Origin of the sequence: Gloeocapsa sp. PCC 7428 (genome assembly GCF_000317555.1) — a bacterium.
Lineage (GTDB): Bacteria > Cyanobacteriota > Cyanobacteriia > Cyanobacteriales > Chroococcidiopsidaceae > Chroogloeocystis.
Genome location: NC_019745.1, coordinates 5,299,694 through 5,321,217 on the forward strand (window position 1 = coordinate 5,299,694; position 21,524 = coordinate 5,321,217).

Annotated in this window: 18 protein-coding genes; 6 read left to right on the forward strand and 12 right to left on the reverse strand. The window is 44.4% G+C overall.

All coding sequences use genetic code 11. The annotated features are described in order from the left end of the window. Window positions 1–63: 63 nt before the first annotated feature. Window positions 64–465 (forward strand): FAD-binding protein, encoded by a 402-nt coding sequence (locus GLO7428_RS23295; RefSeq protein WP_015191045.1) that lies wholly within the window; start codon window positions 64–66, stop codon window positions 463–465. Between the two features lie 33 nt (window positions 466–498). Here the strand turns inward: GLO7428_RS23295 and GLO7428_RS23300 are convergent, their stop codons facing one another. The 5 genes from GLO7428_RS23300 to GLO7428_RS23320 all read right to left on the reverse strand — a co-directional run bounded on the left by GLO7428_RS23300 (window position 499) and on the right by GLO7428_RS23320 (window position 8,359). Continuing rightward, window positions 499–1,686 (reverse strand): glycosyltransferase family 4 protein, encoded by a 1,188-nt coding sequence (locus tag GLO7428_RS23300; protein WP_015191046.1) that lies wholly within the window; start codon window positions 1,684–1,686, stop codon window positions 499–501. Window positions 1,687–1,898: 212 nt separating this feature from the next. Beyond that, on the reverse strand, window positions 1,899–5,552 hold the full coding sequence (locus tag GLO7428_RS23305) for an ATP-binding protein (protein ID WP_015191047.1): 3,654 nt from the start codon (window positions 5,550–5,552) through the stop codon (window positions 1,899–1,901). Between the two features lie 242 nt (window positions 5,553–5,794). Continuing rightward, entirely contained in the window at window positions 5,795–7,408 is a 1,614-nt protein-coding gene (locus GLO7428_RS23310) for a DUF2079 domain-containing protein (RefSeq protein WP_015191048.1), read from the reverse strand. A 319-nt stretch (window positions 7,409–7,727) separates the two neighbouring features. After that, window positions 7,728–8,114: a type II toxin-antitoxin system death-on-curing family toxin gene (locus GLO7428_RS23315; protein ID WP_015191049.1), complete on the reverse strand. Its 387-nt coding sequence runs from the start codon at window positions 8,112–8,114 to the stop codon at window positions 7,728–7,730. Beyond that, window positions 8,111–8,359, reverse strand: a complete 249-nt coding sequence (locus GLO7428_RS23320) for an addiction module antidote (RefSeq protein WP_015191050.1) — start codon at window positions 8,357–8,359, stop codon at window positions 8,111–8,113. The genes GLO7428_RS23315 and GLO7428_RS23320 overlap by 4 nt, the downstream gene beginning before the upstream one ends. A 261-nt stretch (window positions 8,360–8,620) precedes the next feature. Between GLO7428_RS23320 and GLO7428_RS23325 the strand changes: the two genes are divergently transcribed. After that, on the forward strand, window positions 8,621–10,018 hold the full coding sequence (locus GLO7428_RS23325) for a TldD/PmbA family protein (RefSeq protein WP_015191051.1): 1,398 nt from the start codon (window positions 8,621–8,623) through the stop codon (window positions 10,016–10,018). 29 nt (window positions 10,019–10,047) lie between these two features. After that, complete coding sequence (locus tag GLO7428_RS23330) at window positions 10,048–10,779, forward strand: Uma2 family endonuclease (protein WP_015191052.1); 732 nt, start codon at window positions 10,048–10,050, stop codon at window positions 10,777–10,779. 163 nt (window positions 10,780–10,942) lie between these two features. Here GLO7428_RS23330 and coaE read toward each other — a convergent pair whose 3' ends face one another. The 5 genes from coaE to GLO7428_RS23355 all read right to left on the reverse strand — a co-directional run bounded on the left by coaE (window position 10,943) and on the right by GLO7428_RS23355 (window position 15,666). After that, window positions 10,943–11,569: a dephospho-CoA kinase gene (coaE, locus tag GLO7428_RS23335; RefSeq protein ID WP_015191053.1), complete on the reverse strand. Its 627-nt coding sequence runs from the start codon at window positions 11,567–11,569 to the stop codon at window positions 10,943–10,945. Continuing rightward, window positions 11,566–13,146 (reverse strand): uroporphyrinogen-III C-methyltransferase, encoded by a 1,581-nt coding sequence (cobA, locus tag GLO7428_RS23340; protein ID WP_015191054.1) that lies wholly within the window; start codon window positions 13,144–13,146, stop codon window positions 11,566–11,568. The genes coaE and cobA overlap by 4 nt, the downstream gene beginning before the upstream one ends. 119 nt (window positions 13,147–13,265) lie before the next feature. Beyond that, on the reverse strand, window positions 13,266–13,736 hold the full coding sequence (locus GLO7428_RS23345; protein WP_015191055.1) for a tetratricopeptide repeat protein: 471 nt from the start codon (window positions 13,734–13,736) through the stop codon (window positions 13,266–13,268). Window positions 13,737–13,760: 24 nt separating this feature from the next. After that, window positions 13,761–14,696, reverse strand: coding sequence for a homogentisate phytyltransferase (locus GLO7428_RS23350; RefSeq protein ID WP_015191056.1), 936 nt, complete (start codon window positions 14,694–14,696; stop codon window positions 13,761–13,763). Window positions 14,697–14,796: 100 nt separating this feature from the next. After that, a complete protein-coding gene (locus GLO7428_RS23355) occupies window positions 14,797–15,666 on the reverse strand; it encodes a methyltransferase domain-containing protein (RefSeq protein WP_015191057.1) in 870 nt (289 codons plus the stop codon). Window positions 15,667–15,773: 107 nt separating this feature from the next. Here GLO7428_RS23355 and GLO7428_RS23360 point away from each other — a divergent pair, with 107 nt between their 5' ends. Then, on the forward strand, window positions 15,774–17,108 hold the full coding sequence (locus GLO7428_RS23360; RefSeq protein WP_015191058.1) for a TrkH family potassium uptake protein: 1,335 nt from the start codon (window positions 15,774–15,776) through the stop codon (window positions 17,106–17,108). Between the two features lie 119 nt (window positions 17,109–17,227). Continuing rightward, the gene (locus tag GLO7428_RS23365) at window positions 17,228–17,923 is read left to right on the forward strand and encodes a TrkA family potassium uptake protein (protein ID WP_015191059.1); all 696 of its coding nucleotides are present in this window, start codon (window positions 17,228–17,230) and stop codon (window positions 17,921–17,923) included. 47 nt (window positions 17,924–17,970) lie between these two features. On the opposite strand, the gene GLO7428_RS23370 is transcribed toward GLO7428_RS23365, so the two are convergent. Continuing rightward, the gene (locus GLO7428_RS23370) at window positions 17,971–18,612 is read right to left on the reverse strand and encodes a transaldolase family protein (protein WP_015191060.1); all 642 of its coding nucleotides are present in this window, start codon (window positions 18,610–18,612) and stop codon (window positions 17,971–17,973) included. Window positions 18,613–18,648: 36 nt separating this feature from the next. Then, on the reverse strand, window positions 18,649–20,208 hold the full coding sequence (locus GLO7428_RS23375) for an NAD(P)/FAD-dependent oxidoreductase (protein WP_015191061.1): 1,560 nt from the start codon (window positions 20,206–20,208) through the stop codon (window positions 18,649–18,651). A 237-nt stretch (window positions 20,209–20,445) separates the two neighbouring features. Between GLO7428_RS23375 and GLO7428_RS23380 the strand changes: the two genes are divergently transcribed. Next, window positions 20,446–21,516, forward strand: coding sequence for a spore photoproduct lyase family protein (locus GLO7428_RS23380; protein ID WP_015191062.1), 1,071 nt, complete (start codon window positions 20,446–20,448; stop codon window positions 21,514–21,516). Window positions 21,517–21,524 lie beyond the last annotated feature (8 nt).

Below are 21,524 nucleotides of genomic sequence, written 5' to 3' on the forward strand. Positions count from 1 at the left end.
CGATTGACAACATAAAAGCATCTTTTCCTAGGAAAGACGATCGCGCACTTTGGTGAGATTAGTGTGTCGATTCATGCTGTTCCTGCTGTCATAAAGTTTATCTTTCGGCAGTTTGAAATCGAGGAACAGAGCAATTCAGTAGGGGATAAAGCAATGCAATACGAATGGTTAAGCTGGTCTGGAAATATTCGATTTACTCCAGCACGCATTGAAGAACCAGAAAATGAGGAGCAAGTTATCGCGTTGGTACAACAGGCGATCGCAGAAAATCGTCATATTCGTACCGTTGGTTCGAGTCACTCTTGCTCATCCATCTTCAAAACCGATGATATCCTTGTTTCTACAGAGAAGTTGCAGGGCGTTGATGCGACACGGCGGCTAAAACCGCAACCGTCAAAGCAGGAACGAAAATTCATCGCTCAGCAAGAACCAAACTATTCCAAGTCCTCACGAGTGGGGGATTGAGGGGGCTGTAAGTCATATTGATGTCACCCTTGTTCACACCCAAACAACGTGCGATCGCTCTTGCAAAACCTGAGCATAAACATTCTGAGTTTGCTGTGATAATTTATACCAGTTAAATCGCCGCTCTAAGTCTTCGTAAGCATTATCAATCAGCCACTGTTTGTAACCAGGGTTTTTTAGAACCTCTAAAATTCCCCAAGCAAGTGAATCTGCATTATTCGTCCAAGTGACAATCCCTGTTTTGGTGTGCTGAACGACTTCGGGTAAACCACCTGTATTAGAAACGACAACCGGAACACGCGCTGCAAAGCTTTCGAGCGCCACAATGCCAAAAGGCTCATAGAGGCTGGGAAATACGGCACAGTCTGCGATCGTCTGAAATTTATCGAGTGGTTCATCACTCATAAAACCTGTGAAGTAGCACTTATCCCAGATGCCCAAATCCCAGGCTTGGCGCTTCAAGTGGTCAACATTACCACCACCAATCATGACAAACTTAACACGACCGCCCATTTCCCACAATACTTTGGGAGCCGCATTCAGTAAAACTGACACGCCTTTTTCGTAAGTCATGCGACCTACATAGTAAACGATACTTTCACCATCTTCGGCAAACTGGCGGCGAAAGTTGATCGCATCAAAATCTTGACGACGCTTTTTCTCAGGGCGAATACCGTTATAAATAACATTGATTTTGTTCCAGGGAGTTTGTAGCGCCCATTCAACTTCTCGACGCATATAGTCGGTACACACAATCACTCGCCAAGCGTTGTAAGCTAATAGCTTTTCTTTACCGTCGATATACTGCTGAATATCGTTGTGAATACCGTTATGACGACCGTGTTCGGTTGCATGAATTGTGGCTATTAAGGGAACTTTGAAGTTATGCTTGAGCGCGATCGCTGCATCTCCCACTAACCAGTCATGCGCGTGGATAATATCAAAAGGACCGTCTTCGAGCATCAACTTTGCGCCGTGACGCCCCATACTTTCGTTAAAATTGACAACCCAGTGAAAAAAGTCGTTGGCTGGTGCTACAGGTACGCGATGTACGTGAATTCCGTCTACAACTTCGTATAAAGGAGCTTGCCCAAATTCTACTGTCATCAAATGAATTTCATGCCCTAGCTTGACGAGTTCTGGATACAACTCCGCTACATGGCGGGCAATTCCCCCAACAATTCGAGGTGGAAACTCCCAGGTCAAAACGAGAATTTTCATCTACCTCAATCCCACCAGTTTATTATTTCAAGATATATACAACTATCTAAAGACATATATCTATAAATTTAATTCGTGGAATTACGGAAATCTTAATGTATCTTAACAGTATAGTAATGTATTAGCTCTGAAAAATGTTAAGATTCTCGTACTTAATGGTAATTGGTAGTTAGTTGTCAGATTTCGCAATTATCGCGTTCCCCAATACCAATTTATTTGATGAATTGTGCGATCGCTTGCACTAACTTTTCTGGTTCGACAGGCTTGGCAAGATGATTCTGAAATCCAGCGGCGAGTGCTTGTTGTTGGTCATACTCTCCGGCGTAGGCGGTAAGTGCAATTGCGGGTACGCGCGATCGCTGTCTAATTTGTCGCATCAGCATATAGCCGTCAACATCTGGCATACCAATATCGCTAATTAAGATATCCGGCTGGAACGAATTGAGCAGCAGCAATGCCTCAGCGGCGGATGCAGCAACGCAAACTTCGGCTCCATACTGTTCTAAGATTGCTAGCACCAACTCTTGCATATCAACTTCATCGTCTACGACGAGAACGCGCACGCCTTGCAATTGTAAGATACACGAGGAACGAATCGCATCGGACTCATTCACTTCTTGAGCCGTTTGTAGCAAGGGTAATTGCACGGTAAAAGTTGCCCCTTGTCCTTCTCCTAAGCTTTCTGCTTTGACAGAACCGCCGTGCAACTCGGTAATTTGACGAACGATCGCAAGTCCTAAACCCAACCCACCAAACTTACGCGTTGTTGTACCATCCTCTTGGCGGAAGTATTCAAACACATACGGTAAAAAATCAGGATGAATGCCTTTGCCAGTATCCTTAACTTGAATTTGCGCGTGAGTGCCAACCTGTTGCAATTGAACTTCAATGCATCCGCCTGTAGGAGTAAACTTAACCGCATTCGATAATAAATTCCACACAATTTGTTGCAAGCGACTACTATCACCAGCGACAAGTATCTCTGAGGAAAATTCTTTCTGAATGCGGATATCTTTCGCTGCTGCTGCTACTCGTACAGTTTCTAACGCCGCGTCAATGACACTCACTAAGTTCACAGAAGTCACATTAAGAACCATTTTGCCGCGTAAAATTCGCGAGACATCAAGCAAGTCTTCAATCAGTTGCGTTTGTAACTTGGCATTGCGCTCAATCGTGGCTAAAGCTTTAGCGGTGGCTTGTTCGTCAAATTTACGTGATTGTAACAGTTTAACCCAACCCAAGATCGGGTTAAGCGGCGATCGCAATTCGTGCGATAGCACTGCCAAAAATTCATCTTTAATGCGATTTGCGGTTTCGGCTGATTCGCGGGCGGCTTGTTCTCGTGCTAACAGGTATTCGCGTTCTTGTTCAACTTGCTTGCGTTCGGTAATATCTTGTGCAACTCCCGCAACTCGATAGGGTTCTCCGTTGTCGTCGTCAATCACAAAGCCGCGATCGCTTACCCAACAAATCGAACCATCAGGACGCACAACACGATATTCTTGCTCAAAATAGCCATTTTGCAAACATTGTGCCGCTGCATTTTTCACTTGCGGTCGATCTTCAGGATGAATCGTTTCAATCCATTGCTGAGGATCTTGATAAATACTTTCGCGATCGCGTCCCCAAATGCGTTCATACGCAGGACTAATATAGAGATGTCGATTCTCCTGTATGTTCCATAGCCAAAAGACATCATGAATCGTCTCTGCCATTTGGCGAAATCGCACTTCGCTTTCACGTAATGCGGCTTCGGCTTGTTTGCGATCTGTAATCTCGGTAGTGAAAATAGAAACGCCGTTTGCAGAAGGATAAACTCGATTCTCAAACCAACGCTGCCATTTTGGATAATAAAATTCAAACTGGACAGGAGTTTGCTCAGTGACAGCGCGTTGCAGTTCGGCGTGAAACTGTGTATCAACTAAATCTGGAAAGACATCCCAAAGCGTTTTTCCCATGAAATCTTCCCAACACATTCCAGAAGTTTCTAGAGTGCGGCGATTGACATATGTATAGTACCAATCGCGATCAAACGTCATGAAAACATCGTTGATGCTTGCCAAAACTGTTTCTAGATTTTCGCTAGCAGTTTCCGCCGCAACGCGTAACTCATGCTCGCGCTGGGCTGCTTCCCGCCGCAACTGTGCCATACTCAAGTTAGCTTCAACTCGTGCTAATAATTCGCGCGCCGAAAATGGTTTCGTAAGATAATCATCGGCTCCTGCTGCTAAACCTTCAACCCGCGACTCTTCCCCAGCTTGCGCCGATAGCAGAATAATCGGAATTTCTCTTGTTTGCGGATTAGCTCGTAACGCCTGCAATAACTCCAATCCATCCATTTTGGGCATCATGACATCAGTCAGCACCAAATCCGGCGGGTTTTGTTTGATAGCATTAAGCGCAACGATTCCATCAGGCACAGTTTCCACTGTATATCGCTGACTCAGCAATCGCTTGACATAATTGCGCATATCTGCATTGTCATCAGCAAGTAAAATTCGAGGAGAAGAACCAGAACAAAGCAAGTCTTGATTCTCTCCTGCACCTCTACTCCTCTGCTCACGCCAGTCACTACAACGGAGGGAGGAAGCTCCGCACCGCACTGGCTCCTCTGCTTCTTCTGGTAGCCAGCGTAACGCCTCTTCTACATACGAAGCGACTCCTAAGGCTGTTAATGTTTGCGATACACCGATGCGGTCTTGAGGTAGATGAGCGCTTCCAGTCGGAATTGATACAGTAAAGCAACTACCTTGTCCTAGCGTACTGTTAACTGCGACTGTCCCACCGTGTAGCTTAACTAATTCTTGTACGAGTGATAATCCAATGCCTGAGCCTTCGTAACTACGTCCTTGTGCTTCTTTGACGCGATGAAACCGTTCAAACAAATGCGGAATTTCTGCGGGGGGAATACCAATACCCGTGTCTCGCACAGCTAGCTCAATATAATTTGGCATTTTGCATTTTAGCGAGACTTCAATTTCCCCGTTAAAAGTGAACTTAAAAGCATTAGAAAGCAAGTTTAAAACAATCTTTTCCCACATTTGCGGATCGACATACACCGGTTCAGACAGCGGCGGACAATCAACAACTAAACGCATTCCGGCGCGTTCTACCGCAGCGCGGAACGTGCTTGCTAATTCGGTGGTAAGCTGGGCAAGGTCTGTAGGTTCGTACATCGCTTGCGTCCGTCCAGCTTCAATCCGCGAAAAATCTAGCAGCGTATTGACTAACTTGAGCAAGCGTAGCGAGTTACGATGTGCTATTTCGACTTGTTGGAACTTGTCTTGAGATAACCCCGCAGAATCAGCAAGGATCTCTTCCAACGAACCTAGCATCAGCGTCAGTGGCGTACGAAATTCATGACTAATGTTGCTAAAAAACGCTGTGCGAGCTTGTTCTAATTCTTGTCGCGCCTTTTCATCTAATTTCTCTTGGGTGATATCTCGAACTTCAACAATCGTACCAACAATGCCACTCCCTTCGCGAATAGGACTTGCCGTATACGCAACGGGATAGAAACTACCATTTTTATGGACAAAAACTTCTTCGCCTTGCTCTTGATTGTTTTGTGGAAATGCGCGATCTATAGGACACTCTTCGAGCGGATAATGACTACCATCGGGGCGAGTATGGTGAATAATGTCATGTAAAGCTCGTCCTCTAACCTCATCTAGACTGAAACCTGTAAGCTTCTCTGCTGCGGGATTCATATAAACACATTGTTGGCGATCGTCCATGATGAAGATCGCAAGCGTAGCGTTGTTGCAGACTACTTCTAAGTAACGTTTGTAGTAATCTGCATTTAACATCTCCATCTGCGACAGTGAATGCGCTTCGTCAGGTAGAAATCTACTTTCCAATGCCATATTCTTCCTTCTAACCGTTTCTGCGATGAATGAATCTCCTGCGAAGCTGATTAATTTGGCTGATAACTTAGTTCAGCTAATGACGGTATATCCAATTATCTGTCAATAGATATAAGTATTTTTCTTCCCTGAGACAGACTTTAAATTGTAAGTGTCAGGATTGTTGATGAAGACTGGTAATTGGTCATGGGTAGCAATTAGCCATAAGTTACTACCATTATTCAAAGATATCAACATTAAAACTATGATTTGACGATTTGTTGTCGGAAGGTTAACCATGCTGTTACGGCTTGAGGTTGCGAAACTACACCGCGTTGCATCAAAATGACACCATCTTGAAAACCAATGACTCCGTATTGCTGGTTGCTGGTAAGTTGATCGATCGCCGCGATGCTAGTTTGTAATAATTGCCGTTCTTCGTCAAACGCGGCTTGATACTGCTGTAATTGCCATAAATCTGCGATCGCATACTCCATATCAATCACTTCTCGCGCATCGTTACGTAGTTGTAGCATAGGCCAACGGAGAATTTCGCGACGACTCGAAAGATGCGGTACGATATACGTCGTTGCAGACACGCTCGCATCAGCCGGAATTTGCGCAAGCAGCGATCGCATTTGTCTGACATGATGCCATTGTTGCGGGAGCGAAACATAAACCCAAGGGTTAAACGAATCAGGTAATAAAAAGTAAAAACTGCGATTGAGACTTGAAGTGCTAGAAGTAAAAGAGAAAAACAACGATAAACAAATACAAGCTACCCAAAAGCGACGAAATGCAGGTTTAAACTTTCTAGGATGTCTCGACCACCAAAGAATTGCGCCATAAAATAAACCTGGTACAACCGTCATCGCATAGCGAATGTTGATCGCTAACACTGATTGTCCTTGACCTAAGAATAATTTAAGTAACGGAAACCCTGCGATCGCCCACGATGCAGGTGCAATAGCAGGTACAAACGCTAACGGTAACCATTGACCGATTAAGTATTTAATTGTGCCAAAAAACGGCGTAAATAATTCAACAATCAACCGCCAGGGGTTGCTAATCATTCCCCAAATAATATCTAATGTCGAAGCTTCTGGACCATCTGCGTATTGTCCAAATCGTTCTAACATGAAGCGGCGGGAAATATCTTGCGAAAATAAAGGCATAATCGCATTGGTTAATACCAGAATATAACCAAAACTAAGCGCACACACGGCAAGTCCCACGCGCGGATAGCGTCTACTAGCGATTAAATAAAAACCAACTCCGAATAACACAATCCCGCTATCTTCCCGCACCGCTAAAGTTAAAACCGCAAGCAGCCAAAATAGCCACCACCAGCGTTTTTCCATTGCTAGAAGTAGCCCAAAGACAAATAAAGGAATTTGGCTGATATCATGAAAATTCGATTGCGTTGGACCTAAAACTGCATTCGCAGCGTAGAAGCTAGCAGTAATCATTGCTGCGATTGGTGGTGCAATATAGTGTCGCGCTAGCGCATACAACACTAAACCCGCCGCAGTCACAAACGTCACTTGTAAAACTGTAAGAGTCGCTGGCGAAGGAAACAAGGCGTAAATCGGTAGCCACAGCAGTAAGGCTGGGGTGAAGTGTTGTCCTAAACGGTGATAGTACACTTCGGGAATTTCGCCACTATGCACGACATTCGTAGACAAACTTGAGGAAAGCGAACTTTGAAAAAATCTGCCGTGAAGATTGTTCCAAAATACTTGATTAAAAATGCCTTGGTCAAACGTCGCGTAAAAGCTGTAGTAGCGGTGCAAGCCTAACACGAGGTTCAGCACAAAAAATGCGATCGCCGCCCCAATCAATAATCTAAATCCTGGCTTCTGTAATTTGAATAACATGACTCACTCACGCTCACACTCAATACATACAAGAGCGTCAGCGAGTATTGTAAAGCTTATCAATGAGCGCGATCGTAACTCGATAGTAGCTCGTTTATTTAAAAGATTTATTAATTGTACTTACTCATAGCAACGTATATGCGATCGCACTAATTATTCTTTTGTAAAACAGCGCCCTCGACAACGAGAACTATATTGCGCAATATGATACCCACGAGAAGTATAAAAATTTATAGACATTAGATAGTTGTAATTAACTGAAAAACGTAGTGCTAGCAGTAAATTTTGCTTAGGAAATCGTTTATTTGTCAACCAATACTTAAGTTAAGTCAACACAATTTTTTTCAAAAATGAAAGCCAATTCTTCTTCAGTAATATTACCTATTACAAACTCAACGAATATTTCAACTAAATCAACTTCTTCAATTTTAGATCTATAACCATTTAGATATAAAAAAACTAATGCCACTTCAGCCGCAGTTCTTTTGTTACCATCTACAAAGCAGTGAGCTTTAGCGAGAGTTGCGTAACAAGCTGCAAGTTGAAAAACACTAGTTTCAGGTTGGTAATATTTTAATGCTTGTGGACGATTAATAGTAGCTTCTAAACCTCCACAATCTCTAACGCCTGCACTACCACCATATAATCTTATTTGGTCATCATGCATTAAAATAACATCATCAAGACTGAGCCACTCTATATTCACCGATCAGCCAATTCCTTAAAAGCATTTCTATATTGGCGGTGGATTTCACGTCGTGCTTGCATCACCTTTGCTTTGTGCGGATCGTAAGGTGTTAGCTTGACTTCTCCGTTTGGTAACTTCTGTGCAAAAATTTTATCACCCTGACATACATTCATGTGTTTTATCAATTCTTGAGGAAAAGTTGTACCTAAAGAATTTCCTACTTTGCGCACGCTCAATGTATCTAATTCTTCTGAAGCGTTCACTTTAACTCCTTAACTTGTTGTTATAACACTGTAATAACAATATATTAATCTAAACATATTAAGTTGAGCAAGTGGCTAAGTACGTGGTAAGTCACCCATTCGTTGTGTTGTAGCGATCGCTGAAATTATTCTTTTGTAAAACAACGCCCTCGACAACGAGAACTATATTGCGCAATATGATACCCACGAGAAGATGTACAAATAGCACTAACTGCCCAAATTAATTGCACAATAGAAGCAGTTCGTCAAAAGCTGCTGACTATGCCCTCACCACTCGCTGATGCTCAAAATTTATTAACCGAGTTGATCGCGCGGTATGCTCACCGTGTTGATTATCTAATGATTCGCCTTGAAGAATCGGAAGGTACTGATATTTTACTGCGTGGCAACAAGGTAGAAACCCTCAGCGAAGGAATTTCGATTGGCGGACAAGTGCGGGCTTGCTACAAAGGTGGTTGGGGTTTAAGTAGCTTTAATCAGCTAGAAACCATTACGGAAAGAATCGAGGAAGCCGTTTCAGCCGCGCGGATCGTCGGTGATGAAGAAACGCGCTTAGCTGATGTGGAACCTGTACAAGATAGCTGTTTTGTTCCTTTGAGTGGTACTGATCCGCGAGACATTTCTTTAGCGACAAAAAAAGCATTGTGCGATCGCTACAGCGAAATGCTCAAAAGTATCGATTCGCGCATCACCACAACTTCAGTCCGTTACAGCGATAGCGCGCAACGAATTATCCTCGCAAGTTCCGAGGGGACTCTCATTGAACAAGCTTGGGTAGATATGGAAATGCGCTTTGCAGCTACCGCCAGAAACGGCGATACTGTACAAACGGGAAGAGAAACGACAGGTTCGCGCAAAGCCTACGAAGATTTGACAAGTCTAGACGAACAAGTTATTGGTGCAGCACAACGCGCGATCGCTGCTTTATCGCTACCATCAGTTAAAGGTAACACTTATACTGTCGTTATCGATCCCATTCTCAGCGGTTTATTCGTTCACGAAGCCTTTGGTCATCTTTCGGAAGCAGACATGGCTTACGAAAATCCCGATTTGCTAGAAGCGATGAGTCTTGGGCGCAGATTTGGACCTGAAGAATTGCAAATTTTTGATGGTGCGGCACCTGCGGGACATCGTGGAAGTTATTTTTATGATGATGAAGGTACGCCTGCAACAACAACGCAATTAATCAAAGACGGCGTATTAGTTGGGCGCTTGCACTCGCGCGAAACCGCTGGCAAATTAGAGGAAACTGCAACGGGTAATGCACGGTGTCTCAATTACCACTATGCGCCGATTGTGCGCATGACGAATACTTGGATTGAACCAGGGAAGACTCCTGTAGCAGACTTATTTACTGGAATTAAAGAAGGAGTTTATGCGCGTAACTGGCTAGGAGGAATGACAAACGGTGAAATGTTTACCTTCAGTGCGGGTGAAGCTTGGATGATTCGCAACGGGCAAATTGCCGAACCTGTACGCGATGTGACGTTATCGGGTAATGTGTTTCAAACTTTGGCAGATATTGAAGCGATCGGCGATGATTTCTATTGGGATGAATCTGGCGGTTGCGGTAAAGGGGGACAAAATGGCTTACCTGTAGGTTGTGGTGGTCCTAGTTTGCGGATTCGCGATGTCGTTGTTGGTGGTGAAGCAGTATAAATATTAATTTGTATCGGGAGGCTAACGGGATGTCCATAGAAACGACAACCGAAAACCAGACTTGGGATGATGTAGATTGGCAGCCTCCTATGCCACCTACAGACTTAATTTTCGACGATGGAGAACCCTTGGAAACGAATCGCCACCGCATTGCTATGAATGTCTTGATCCGTTCGTTAAAACACCACTGGGCTGAACGCACGGACTTCTTTACAGGTGGCAATATGTTCATCTACTACAGTAGCCGCCAAGCGAAAAATCGCGATTTTCGCGGACCTGATTTTTTTGTTGTCTTAGGAGTTGATAACGATCCTTCTCGTCTTGGTTGGGTTGTCTGGGAAGAAGGCGGACGTTATCCTGATGTCATTGTTGAATTACTATCGGCAAGCACTAAGGAAGTTGACTTAGGAGCAAAGAAAACCTTATACGAGCAGGTATTTAGAACACGCGACTATTTTGTTTTCGATCCTTTTGACGCTAACTCACTACAAGGATGGCATTTAGATCTTGACCAGGGCTATCAACCTATTGCAGCTAATGAGCAAAACTTACTGTGGTGTCACACATTAGGTTTATGGTTGGGTACGTGGACTGGAGTCGTCGAAGATGATAACGCTACATGGTTGCGGTTTTATGACTCATCGGGACTCGTGTTGTTACCGGAAGAAGCTGAACGCCAACGCGCCGAAGCTGAACGTCAAAAATCTGAAAGACTTGCAGCAAGATTACGCGAATTGGGTGAAGATCCAGATATTTTATAGCAGAGGTCAGGGGTGAAAATCAGTACCTTCAATGTCCTAACTACCCCAACGAGACTGCTGATAAGCTTGGCGAATGAATTCACCGCTAGACAAACGAAGTCCACCTTCGTGGACTCAACGCATAAAACTCTTATCCTAGTACTTCGTTTCGATAGCCCCGACTTTAGTTGCAGGGCGTCTGCGATTCCTGTAGAAGATCTATTGTTGATAACAAAGCTGCATCAACTTGTTGTAGTAATGCTTCTGGTGTAGAGGAGTTATCTAAAACAATATCAGCGCGGGATGCTTTTTCTGCTAGTGACATTTGACTATTGATACGGGCTAGTGCTTGTTCGCGGGTGAGTTGATTGCGTTGCATCAATCTTGCAAGTTGCTGTTGTGGAGAACAAACCACAACCCAAATTTCTGTAACTAAATGAGTAAGACCTGCTTCAAATAATAACGGAATCACGCAGACGATTGTTTGATACGGTTGTTGCATTGCTTCAGCGAAGCGATCGCGGACATAAGGATGAATTTGTTGTTCTAACCAAGTTCGTTCTTCTGCGTTATTAAAAATAATATCTCCTAACTGCTTGCGATTCAGCGAACCATCTTTGAGGAATAGATCTGAACCGTAGCGCTGGGCGATCGCATCATAAACCGGAGAACCCATTGCAACCGCTTCTCGTGCATAAATATCTGCATCCAAGATTGGTAGATGGTGGTGCGTCGCTAAATAATGTGCAACGGTCGATTTTCCTGTCGCAATTCCACCTGTTAAACCAATAATACGACGGTGAGTCGTCATCGCTGTACCCACTGCACGATTGCTTGTGTAAGCCCTTCTAAAGTATATTCGGTAGCTTCAATATCGACTCGCCCAAATTGTTGCTGACACGCTTTAGAAGTGAGAGGTCCAATTGATGCAATACAAACAGAGTCTAAATTAGCACCGCCATGATTCGCTAACAACTGACAGAAATTTTGAACAGTTTTGGAACTTGCAAACGTAATCACATCAACGGCTTGCTGTTGTAAAGCTTTTAACGCATCTGGGGAAATCCTTTGCGGACAACGCGACTCATACGCGGCAACTTCGACAACGTCTGCACCTTTCATGGTAAACTCTTTGACTAAAACTTCTCTCCCGCCAGTTTCGACGCGTGGAAACAGGACTTTTTTTCCTTGTAAAGGTTCGGGAAAGTGTTCGACTAAAGAATCAGCAATAAAGTTAGGAGGAATAAAATCGGGCTGTAAACCTTGTTGTGCTAAGATTTGGGCAGTTTTTTCACCCACTACAGCAATTTTGACTCCTGCTAAAGCCCGCGCATCTTTACCTTGTATTGCTAATCTTGCGAAAAAGTACTCTACACCATTGGTGGAAGTAAGAATTAACCAATCAAAATCCGCGATATGAGCGATCGCCCGATCTAAGTCTTCCCAACTCGAAGGCGGACCAATTTCTAGCGCGGGCATTTCAATCACATTAGCACCCAGCATCGCCAAGCGATCGCGTGCATTGCTAGATTGTCCTGCTGATCGTGTCACAAGAATTGTTTTACCGTGCAGAGGTTGGTCAGGTAACATATCAAGAGCCGGAAATTCAATTTCTATCTTTGCATTTAACTGCTCTCGGAGCGCAACAACCTCACCAATAATCATCACAACCGGTGAAAGTGAAACACCTGCTGTGACTGTTTGAATATTTGCTAAGTCACTCGTCCAAGTTTGTTGTTTTTGAGTTCCAGCCCACTTAACAATCGCTATAGGAGTTTGCGGCGATCGCCCGTAGTGTAATAATTGCTGTACAACTGTTGATAATTGTTTCCCTCCCATTAGGATTACGAGGGTTTCTAACCGCGCTAGTGCTTCCCAATCGAGTTTTTCCGGTTCGTGCGCAGTAAAAACCGCGAAACAGCTACTTATAGTCGGATCGGTTAAAGGTATTCCTGCAAGTAAGGGGGCTGCTAAAGCTGAGGAAATTCCTGGGACAACTTCAAATCGACAGTTATTAGCCATTAAAGCATCAATTTCAGCCGCCGATCGCCCAAAAATGAATGGATCGCCAGATTTTAGTCGAACAACCTGTTTACCACGTTGACAATGTTCTACTAATAGGTGGTTAATTTCTGCTTGCGGTGTACTCGGTTTTCCGCCACGCTTTCCCACATCGAGTTTAAGACAGTTTTTTGGGACTAACTGTAATAGTTGGTCATCAACAAGCGCATCATAAATCAAAACTTCAGCTTGCGCTAAAAGTTGTAGCGCTTTTACCGTAAGATAGCCGACATTACCTAATCCTGCACCGACAAGATAAACTTTGCCTTGAGCATTCATAATGGCTGGTAATTGGTTTTTGGTAACTGGTAATCGGTCATCGGTCATTGATAGCTCTTAGTATTCCATTGGCTTTCATGCAACAAAAATGCTAATTGCTTCCCGATTAACACCAGTTGCTACAACGGGTAAACCCCCGCACCTTTCGCTTGGTTCCCTATTACCTGTTATTCAATCTTTTGCTGCTGATGAATTTCTTGGAGAAGTTGGGCGACGGTTTGGGCTTTTTGCCGATTGCGTTGGGCTTGAAGTAAGTTTTTAGCAGTTTCAAGAGAGGCGATCGCCTCTTCTAATTGATTCGATTTTAGCAACGCCATTCCTAAACGCAGATGCGCGTCAACATTTTTTGGTGCGCGGCTTGTTAGTTCTTGCCAAGTGGCGATCGCATCTTTTACGCGATCTTGCTGTAGTAGAGTATCTCCTAGCAACAACCGCGCTAAATCATTACTTGGGTGACGCGCAATTACTTGACGAAACGCGGCTTCGGCGGCGCTGTAATTTTTGTCTTGATAAAGTTTGACTCCCTGCTTGTAAATGTTGGAGGTAATGACTCCCTCACGGATAAAGAAAGCCAGGATCGTTAACCCAATTCCGACGACGGTAATTGCAAATACGGTAAGTTGAGGCGTGTCAGTCATTTGCAGAAAAGTAGCCTGTTTTTTTTAAGCTAGCAGACAAGCAGCAGGGAAAATTAGGTATTCCAGGAAAAAGAGTTTCCAAATAAATTGATAGAAACTCGCGATCGCACTTTTATCTTGTAAATCAACTTGTCTACTTCGCCACCACATCAACCCCAATAAAAGTAAATGAGTACTCATCAGAAATACAGTATTGACTTGAGGTAGCCACGCCGCCAGCAACATTCCCAAATAGCATACGGTAAGTACCCAAAGTGCCAAATCGAAGACGGTTTTTTGTCCTAGCTTGATCGTCAAAGTTGTGATTTGATATTGGCGATCGCCTTCGATATCTGGAATATCTTTAAAGATTGCGATCGCAAACGTAAACACTAGAATAAACGCTGTCAATACCCAAATAGCAGGAGGAATTGCGCGATCGCCCTGTAACACCCAACTAAAATGCAAAAACAGCCCCAAATTCACAATCGCACCCCGTACCGAGAAAATACACAACGCCGCCCAAAACGGAAACCGCTTCAAGCGAATTGGTGGTAAAGAATACGCAGTCCCAATCGCTAAACTAATCGCCACCATCCCGAATAAATATGGTCCCAACACCCACGCCAAGAGTAGCGCCAGCCCCCCTGTGACTGCGACAATAATCTGACCCATGCGTTGCGAAAACTCACCCGATGCGATCGGCAAATGTGGTTTGTTAATTTTGTCAATCGCCACATCTTCTAGCTGATTCAGTCCCACAATGTAAACATTGCCACATAGACAAGCAATCCAAGCCCCCAAAGGCGCGAGTAAATCGATACGATATGAGGAAGAAGCGATCGCATAAGTAATGAGATACACCCCCCACACGCTCAAACTCGTGCCAATAATCGTGTGCGGACGGGCAAACTTCCACAATGCATACAACCAGCCACGCCACCCTAATTGCTTTAACTCTTGCTCAAACACCTGACTCATCAACCAACCTCTGTACGGGCAAGGCAATGCCTTGCCCCTCTGATTTCAACCAACCTCTGATACAAACAAAGCAATGCCTTGCCCTTCTGATTCCCGATCGCTACGGGCAAGGCATTGCCATGCCCCGCTGACCACACAATAAACCAAACCGAATCAACCCGCGTTCATAACCGCGACTCATCAATCCCAAAGACAGCGCCGCCTGAATCGTACCCCATCCTGAAAACAGCAGCCCCAAAATCGCGCCAGGATTGAACGCGGAGTCAATCACAACATTCCAAAACGGCGCAACAGCTTTAGACCAATCTGCCGTGCGAATATCTTGTAAGCCAAGATTGCGGGCGATCGCTTCGTACTCAGGTAACGAAATCACATAAGGCAAACAATAAACTTGGTAAATTTCCTCTAAATGTTTACGTTCATCCGCCGTTAGTTCCCCTGCAACACCATCTGTTGGACGATGACACCAAGTCACCATCAGCAACTTACCACCAGGCTTGAGTACCCGATAGCACTCCTGCATAAACTTCACTTTATCAGGCATATGTTCGCCACTCTCCAAGGACCACACAAAGTCAAAAGTTGCATCTGCAAACGGCATATTTAAGGCATCTGCGACTTGAAAATGTGTATTTTGACTCAATCCGGCAGCTTGAGCGCGTTCGGTGGCTCTTGCCGCTTGTACAGGGCTAAGCGTAATTCCTGTCACATGAGCTTGAAACTTTTCTGCTAAATATAAAGAACTACCACCAATTCCACAGCCTACATCTAGAATCTTTTCGGCTTGCTGCACGTCAGACCACTTGAGTAATTCCTCAATTAAGTCAATTTGGGCTTGTCGGCGCTCTTTTTTGTCGTTGCCTGCTGCACCATAATAGCCATGATGCATATGTTCGCCCCAAATTTGTTCCCACAGTCCTGACGAAGCGTCATAAAATTGCTGAATTCGTTGATTTAGTGTTGCACTCATGAACTCAAAAAAACAATTAGCCTAGCAAATGATACTCGTAGGCTACCATGTGTGGTTTAAATTGAGTTGAGCTTTTTTTGCGATCTCTCCCTTGATTTTCTCAACCTATGACTGTTTCTCGCTCGATTTGCTTCGGTTTTCTCGCTGTAATTGCGGTCGGAACGCTTTTGCTGATGATGCCTTTTTCGACCAGCAGCGGAACGTGGAATGACCCAATTGTTGCCTTGTTTACTGCGACTTCCGCTGTTTGCGTAACTGGGTTAGGAGTTGTCGATACTGGAACCTACTTTTCCTTTTGGGGTCAGTTTTTTTTAGCAGCTTTGGTGCAAATTGGTGGACTTGGCTATATGACAGCCAACACCTTTCTATTACTACTCTTGGGGCGGAGGTTTAGCCTTAAAGATAAAATTGCGATTCAACAATCTTTAGATCGCCCAGGAATTCACGGTAGTACGCAAATTTTACGTTCCATAATTGCTTTAACAGCGGTTATGGAAATTACAGGAGTCTTACTACTACTGCCAACATTCAACGCCGATTATCGGTTTAATCAAGCTTTATGGCTAGCAATTTTTCATAGCATTAATTCTTGGAATAATGCAGGATTTAGTTTGTTTTCTGATAGTTACATAAGATATCAGTTTTATTTACCTCTGATTATTCCTGTTTCGCTGTTGATTATTCTCGGTGGTATCGGCTATCCAGTCATTTTTGAGGTGTATTTATGGATGCGCGATCGCTTCTTAAGAAAACCTTATCGCACGGTTTTTTCGCTTAACTTTAAAGTCGCAACAAGTACAACATTAGCATTACTTGTTATGGGAACGATTGCTTTTCTATTCATCGAACTTAGAAATCCTGATACCTTTGGTAATATAAGTTTCGGCAACCAATTAGTCTTAGCTTGGTTTCAATCAGTTACAACACGAACCGCAGGTTTCAATACAATAGATATTGGTCGCATGACAACCGCCGGACTCTTTTTGACGATTGCCTTAATGTTCATTGGTGCTAGCCCTGGTGGGACTGGTGGCGGAATTAAAACAACGACAGCTAGAGTGTTAGCAAATTGTACTAAAGCGATCTTACAAGGCAAAGAAGAAGTCGAAATGTATCAGCGACAAGTTCCCATATCCTTAATATTAAAGGCTATTGGTGTTGTCGTTGGCTCCACAATAACAGTTATATTAGCAACAATATTAATCTCGATTACAGATCCGACGGTAAACTTTATCCAAATCTTGTTTGAAGTTGTTTCTGCATTTGCCACAGTGGGACTGTCAACCGGAATCACAGCGAGTGTCTCTGGTGCTGGTAAGCTCATTTTAATCGCGACAATGTATGTAGGACGAGTCGGAATTTTGCTACTGATGGCTGCACTATTAGGAGATCCGCGCCCTCGTGCAATTCACTACCCCGAAGAAAACCTATTAGTAGGATAGTTGTAGAAGAATTATTGGTTGTCTAGTTACGAAGCGAACCACACACCTGCTAGGGTAGAAATCAAGCATTTTAAACATGGTTTGAATCGTACAGAGTTTTCTCGTTTAAGGGATCAAGCGTGAATCTATCTTCTTTAGGTTTTTTCCGCAGTCTGCGCCAAGGTAATCATCAATTCGCGGTGATCGGGCTAGGGCGATTTGGTAGAGCGGTATGTTCAACACTGTATCATTTGGGTTATGATGTGTTAGCAACGGATATTGATGAAAAAAGAGTTGCTCAAGTATTGACTGATCAGATCGCCGCCCATGCTGTTCAACTCGATTCGACGCAACCCACAGCACTAAAAGAGGCGGGAGTTTTTGAATTTGATACGGTAATTATTGCGATTGGTAACTATCTTGAAGAGAGCATAGTAACGACACTAAACGTGAAAGAAGGTGGTGTTCCTCACGTTGTTGCGAAAGCGTCTTCGGAAGTCCATTACAAGTTACTTCAGCGCGTGGGAGCCGATCACGTTGTCTTTCCAGAGTATGAAGCAGGATGTGCGTTAGCGCGATCGCTCACAAAACCAGCAATTTTAGACCGCTTTGACCTTGACCCAGATAATAGTATTGTGGAAATTATCGTACCCGACGAATTTCACGGCAAAACGATCGCTGACTTGAAACTGCGCAGTCGCTTCGGTTTAAATCTGATCGCCGTCAGTCACAACGGTAAGTTTGTCATTAATCCAGAACCAAACGATCGCCTTGAAAGAGGAAGCGCGATGGTTGTGATTGGTTCCAACCGAGATATCAATCGGTTGCCAATATAGTAAAGCAGGGGTTAGAGGTTGGAGGTCAGAATCAACTGATTGTCACTCTAATATTGATTTAAGCCAATGCCGTTTTTAGTAAACTCATTTACTGTTGTTTCGGAAAACTCGTGAGTTGTCATTGCTTGTAACATTGCTAACGGTAGTGTGAGATGATCTGCTCCGGCTTGAATGGCAGCAGCGGCTTCTTGCGGAGATTTGATACTAGCTGCTAAAATTTCCGTCTTGCTATTTTTCAAGACACTTGCCATATCGCGCACTAAGGCAATACCATCGCCTAACAAGCGAGTTGCACGATTGACATAAGCGATCGCTATCTTTGCACCAGCTTCACTCGCAATGACAGCTTGGGCTGCACTATAAATTGCCGTTACAGAACAATCAATTTCTGAAGATAAACGCGCTACAGCTTGAAATCCTACAGTTGTTGCGGGAATTTTTAAAATTGTTTGTTCGCCAATAATCTCATGCGCCTTTCTCGCTTCGCTGAGCATATCTGCGAGTTCATGCGCCATAACTTGGTAAAAAACTGGTCCTGACGTTAGTGCTGTGAGCTTTTTGAGTGTTATTTCTGGCGGTAAATCGCTTTTTGCTAGCAATGTGGGATTTGTTGTAATTCCTTTCACCCAACCGAGTTTATCGGCTATTTCAGCTTCAGATACTAATGCTGAATCAAGATAAATTGCCATGCTTCTTTTCTAATCGATTGCTTCTCTTAACCTAGCCTAAGGTCCTCTAGCCCCAATGTCCCGCAGTAATTCGAGATGCTTGGTAACGGGGGCGAGTGTATTTGCGGCGATCGCACCGCTAGCAGCGACTGCGGGTAAACCAATTCCAGGAAATGTTGAGTCTCCGCAGCACAATAAGCCTGGTAGTGGCGTTGTCGATCCTGGAAAAAATCCTTCTCCAGCAGAAATTGCCGGACCATAAGAACCGCGATAACGTCGTAAATAGCGTTCGTGAGTGAGAGGTGTACCTACTAAGGTGACTTCGCAACGCGAGCGAATATCAGGAATAATGCGTTCTAAAGCTTGCCACATCACTTCGGCGCGAATTTGCTTTTGTTGCGTGTAATTCTGAGTGCGACGATCCATTTTCTCCCACAGTGCATACGGTTCGTTTCCAGGAGTATAAACGTGAATAACGTGCTTTCCTGCGGGCGCAAGCGACGGATCGAGTAATGAGGGAATGGAGATCAGCACAACGTTTTGCGGCGCGGTAACTCCTAATTCCCAATCGTTAACAACAATATAGTGACAAGCTAAATCAGAGCGAATATTTGTCGCATCAATTCCTAAATGAAGATGCATAAAGCTATCGCACTCAGGAGTTGCCTGGCGTTGCTGGCGGAATTTTGGTACAGTTTCAGGAGGTAGCAGCTTGAGTGTATCCCAAATCGAGGCATTGGAAATTACTGCTCGACGCGATCGCAGTTGGTTCCCACCACGCAGCTGCACTCCCACAGCCTGATTATTTTCGACCACAATTTGCTCAACGTGCGCGTTTAACTGCAACTTACCGCCATAACGTTCAAATCCCCTTACCAAAGCCGCAACAAGCGCCCCGCTACCTCCGATAGGGTAATCTAGTTTGACACCAGGACGATACCAATCAGCAAACATAAACGCCATTTCTGCGGCGCTAGTGCTATCCGCAGGAAGTCCAGAAAGCAGAAAGGATAATAAGCCTAGCCAATTACGGATAAAAGGATCGCGAATCACATCGTCGATAATGCGCGAGAATGGTCCGGTTAATTTAAAAAGATTTGTAGCATGGGGAGCGATCGCCGGAATAAATTGCCCCACGGTAAGTATTGCACCGAAATCGAAACGTAAAGCCGTTGGCGGTAAAGCGATCGCCGCTTGCGAAAGCGGTTCCATGACGCGCTGTAACTCGCGCCACTCTGCAACAGCCTGATCGCCGCGCAATCTTGCTAGAACTTCACAAAATTGCTCAGCGCCAACAGTCGTATCAAAATCACCTTCGGGTAAGCAGCAACCCCACGTATCGTAATTAGCACACGGAAGTTCTTCAGCGATCGCATCTAAGACTTGACGTAAAGGGTTCGGCGAAGGCGAGTAAGATAAACCAGAGTAGAGCGACGGTCCTGAATCGAATTTGAAGCCTTGACGCTCAAACGCATGGGCTGCACCCCCAGGAATCGAATGACTTTCACAGACTGTCACCGCGAAGCCATAGCGTGCGAGTAATGCGGCGCAGCTTAAACCACCGATACCACTACCAATAACAATGACATCTGTATCAGCATTTGCATGAGAAAACATTTTGGGCGCTTCCTGGGGTAACTGCTGACAATAATTGTAATTGCCAGAATCTAGGGAGCAAATCACGACAGTAAATAGCGTAAAACCCGCTACAGAATTAGCTTACAAGTCTATTGTGCAGCAATTAAGATCGAACTAAGTAGATAAGCATAATTAGAAATCACACTTTTGAGGTTAGGTAATGAGTAATCAGTATTATTTCCAATTACCCATTACCCATCACCACTTACCCAGCTTATGACAAGTCTTTTAACCAAACCAGCAGCCCACTCTTCCCGTTTATGGATGCCAGAGCGTGTCTTATTTACACCTGCGGCACTCGATCAACCGTGGGGACAACAAATTTTATCACGCGTACAGGCACTTAACTTACCCATCGAGGAACTACCGCAAAATCGCCTTTCCGGTTTACGCGGCGATTCCGAACGCGAGACGTATCAAATTGCTAAGCGGACACTTGCAGTCGTTACCGCGCCACCGAGTCATTTCAAGCTAAGGCCAATTCCCCCTTCCGCCGATTGGCAATTTCACCTTGCAGAAGGTTGTCCAGCGCATTGTCAATATTGTTATCTTGCGGGTAGTCTCCAAGGTCCACCAGTGATTCGCGTGTTTGCTAACTTACCGCAAATTCTAGAAAACTTGGCAACCTACGAACGCCCTGATACTGCAACAACATTTGAAGTGAGTTGTTATACCGATCCCCTCGGTATCGAACACCTTACAGGTAGTTTAGCTGAGTGTATCCGTTACTTTGGTACGCGCAGCGATGCTCACCTACGCTGGGTTTCTAAGTTTGACGCAGTTGATGAGTTAATCGACTTACCGCACAATGGACATACTCGGTGTCGTGTCAGTGTTAATGCTGCACCTGTTTCAGGGCGGTTTGAAGGCGGTACTGCATCTGTCGCATCGCGCCTGCAAGCATTACGCAAATTAGCTTTACCACACAGTCAAGGCGGTGGTGGTTATCCCGTTGGTATCGTCATTGCGCCGATTATGCTAATTGACGATTGGGAATTGCACTACACGCGGCTATTCGATGAAATGAGTACAACTTTGGACTTTAGTTGCGATTTGACTTTTGAGTTAATTTCGCATCGGTTCACGCCCAAATCTAAAGAAGTCTTACAAACTTGGTATCCGCACTCGAAGCTTGATATGGAGGAAGACAAGCGGAGTGTTAAGCGTAACAAGTTTGGCGGTACAAAATATGTTTATGATACCGACGACATGAAAACACTACGTCGCTTCTTTGAGCGCGAAATTGCACGCCGTTTTCCTGAAGCGCGGATACTGTATTGGACATAAAGCGCGAT